This is a genomic window from Streptomyces sp. NPDC059853, from assembly GCF_042731495.1.
In the GTDB taxonomy this organism is placed as follows: domain Bacteria; phylum Actinomycetota; class Actinomycetes; order Streptomycetales; family Streptomycetaceae; genus Streptomyces.
In genome coordinates, this window is the sequence record NZ_JBHWJL010000107.1 from 1 (window position 1) to 2,350 (window position 2,350).

Annotated in this window: 2 protein-coding genes and 1 pseudogene; 1 reads left to right on the forward strand and 2 read right to left on the reverse strand. The window is 77.1% G+C overall.

The features are described from left to right. Nucleotides 1-615 (forward strand): annotated as a pseudogene (locus tag ACFV5N_RS14040) (SARP family transcriptional regulator); the annotation flags it as partial. 21 nt (nucleotides 616-636) lie between these two features. Here ACFV5N_RS14040 and ACFV5N_RS14045 read toward each other — a convergent pair. Both ACFV5N_RS14045 and ACFV5N_RS14050 read right to left on the reverse strand, forming a co-directional pair. Beyond that, nucleotides 637-1,593 (reverse strand): erythromycin esterase family protein, encoded by a 957-nt coding sequence (locus ACFV5N_RS14045; protein ID WP_385598557.1) that lies wholly within the window; start codon nucleotides 1,591-1,593, stop codon nucleotides 637-639. Between the two features lie 197 nt (nucleotides 1,594-1,790). Continuing rightward, nucleotides 1,791-2,350: methyltransferase domain-containing protein (locus tag ACFV5N_RS14050; protein ID WP_385598560.1), on the reverse strand; the 560-nt coding region annotated here is incomplete at its 5' end.

The following is a 2,350-nucleotide window of genomic DNA, read 5'->3' on the forward strand; positions in this document are numbered from 1 at the left end:
AGCCCCCCTAACTCCAGCCGCGCCCATCTCACGCGTTTGCCGGCCCCCGGCGGGGGGGTGCCCGCCCCCCCCCCCCCCCGCCCGGCGGCGGCCCCCGACCGGCTGGCGGAGCGGCACGACCGGCCGCTGGTGACGGTGTTCACCCAGTGGTACGCGGCGCTGAAACACGCCGAGCGCGGCCCGGTGGCCGAGGCGGAGGCGGCGTACCGGGCGGCGGCGGAACGGCTGCGCGGCGCCGGGATGCCCGGTATGGAGCGGGGCCTGCTCCCGCTGGCCCTGCTGTGTCTGCGGCTCCGGCACGGGCTGCCGTGGGAGGAGCCGGGGCGGGCGGGGGAGGAGACCGACTGGGGGCCGTACGCCCCGTGGACCCGCCCGCTGCTGCTGCTCGCCCGGGGCGCGGACGGCGAGGCCGCCGCCGCGCTGCGCGAGCTGCCGCCGCCGCCCCGGGACCTGCTGTACGAGGCGATGTGGTGCCTGACGGCGAGGGCGGCGGCGGCCGTCGGCGACCGGGAGACGCTGCACCGGGCCCGGGCGGAGCTGGCCCCGGCCGCCGGGGAGCTGGCCGGAGCGGGCAGCGGACTGCTCACGCTCGGCCCGGTCACCGGCTGGCTGTGACGGCCGGGGCCCGCGCCGGGCTCAGGTGCCGGGCACCGGCGGGAGCGGCCGGGCGGGGGTGACCGTTTCGGTGTGGACGACGGCGTCGAACCACCCGGCGAGCGAGCCCCCGGAGAGATGGTGCGCCGCGTCGTCGGCCGGGTCGTAGTGCGGGCCGACCAGCCGTGTCCTAGCCGGCGCGTCGAGCCAGGCCCGGACGGTGGCCGGCGCGGTGGCCCGCAGATCCAGCAGGTAGGCGCCGGGCCCGGTGCCCCCCAGGGTGGACTCCGCGAACTCCCCCGGCGGCGCCGGCACCGCGACGGGCAGGGTGCCGTGGTGGAACGTCAGTCCGAGGGAGACGTAGCCGGTGCCGAACCGCTCGCGGAGGTAGCCGCCCGCGTTCCGGTGCGTCAGTGGTGGAGTGGACGGTGAGACGGTGCGCGGGTCCCCCACGGCGGTGTGCGCGATGCCACCCCAGTAGACGACGCGGTCACCGGTGCGGTCGTGCCGGTCGATGACGTCCTCGGCCAGCCGCCGCTCGATCGCGGCGAGTCCGTCGAGTGGCACGACCGGCTCCCGGGGAGCGGAGAGACCGTCGGTGAACCGCACCGGGTCGCCGGGGTGGCGGCGGTTGAAGGAGCGCAGCCAGTGGACGATGTCGAGGATTTCGCCCGTCTGCCAGAAGGACCTGGCCCCGGCCAGCAGCGCCCGGGCGTCGCCCTTTCCGGCCGCGATGTGGGCGTCGAGGCCGACGCGTGCCGCGTCGTCCCCCTCCAGTGCGAACGAGCGGAACCCCAGTTCCTCAACCAGCAGCCGGACTACCCGGTGGGCGAGGACGGAGAGTTCGCGGGACTGCCGGGTCGCGGTGCCGATCGCCACCACCGGGGCGTCCCCGACGAGGCGGACGAGCGGCCGGAGATCGTCGAGCGGCGCGTGGGGATCGGTGGTGGTGAGGCGGTGGGCGTGCTGTCCGATCCACCGGCGGACCATGTCGTTCATCGCGGGACCTCCTCGGGGAGCCGGTGGCTCCGGTGTGCGTCGCGGGCGCCGTACGGCTACGGGTACGGGTGCGGCCGGTGCCGCGACAGCAGCCTCGTATCTCCAGTGCGCTTGAGGTCAAGTGGTGCGCGGCCCGGGACCGAGGCGACGCCGCCGCATGCCGCCGGGCCCCCGGGCGCGACGGCCGCGCCCGGGGGTCAGACCCGGCACAGCGCCTCACCGTTGAGGACCGCGAACCAGCCGTCCGCCGCGCGGCCCCACTCCCGCCAGGACGCCGCGACGCGCTCCAGACCGGCGCGGGTGGCGAACCCGCCGGAGACCGCGCGGTCGGCGTACGCGGAGGCGGTGGTGCGTTCCGCCCACAGGTCGCTCCACCAGGCACGCTCCGCCTCGGTGGCGAAGGTCCAGACGCCGGCCGAGGACCGGATGTCGGTGAAACCCGCCCGCCGCGCCCAGGACAGCAGCCGCCGCCCGGCATCCGGCTCGCCGCCGTTCGCGCGGGCCACCGCGCGGTACAGCGCCGCCCACTCCGCCAGGCCGGGGACATCCGGAAACCAGGTCATCGCCGCGTAGTCCGCGTCCCGGACCGCCACCACCCCGCCCGGCCGGGTCACCCGGCGCATCTCGCGCAGGGCCGCGACCGGGTCGGCGAGATGCTGGAGCACCTGGTGGGCGTGGGTGACGTCGAAGGTGCCGTCCGCGAAGTCCAGCGCCAGCGCGTCACCCGTGGTGAAGCGGATGTTGCTCACCCCGCGCG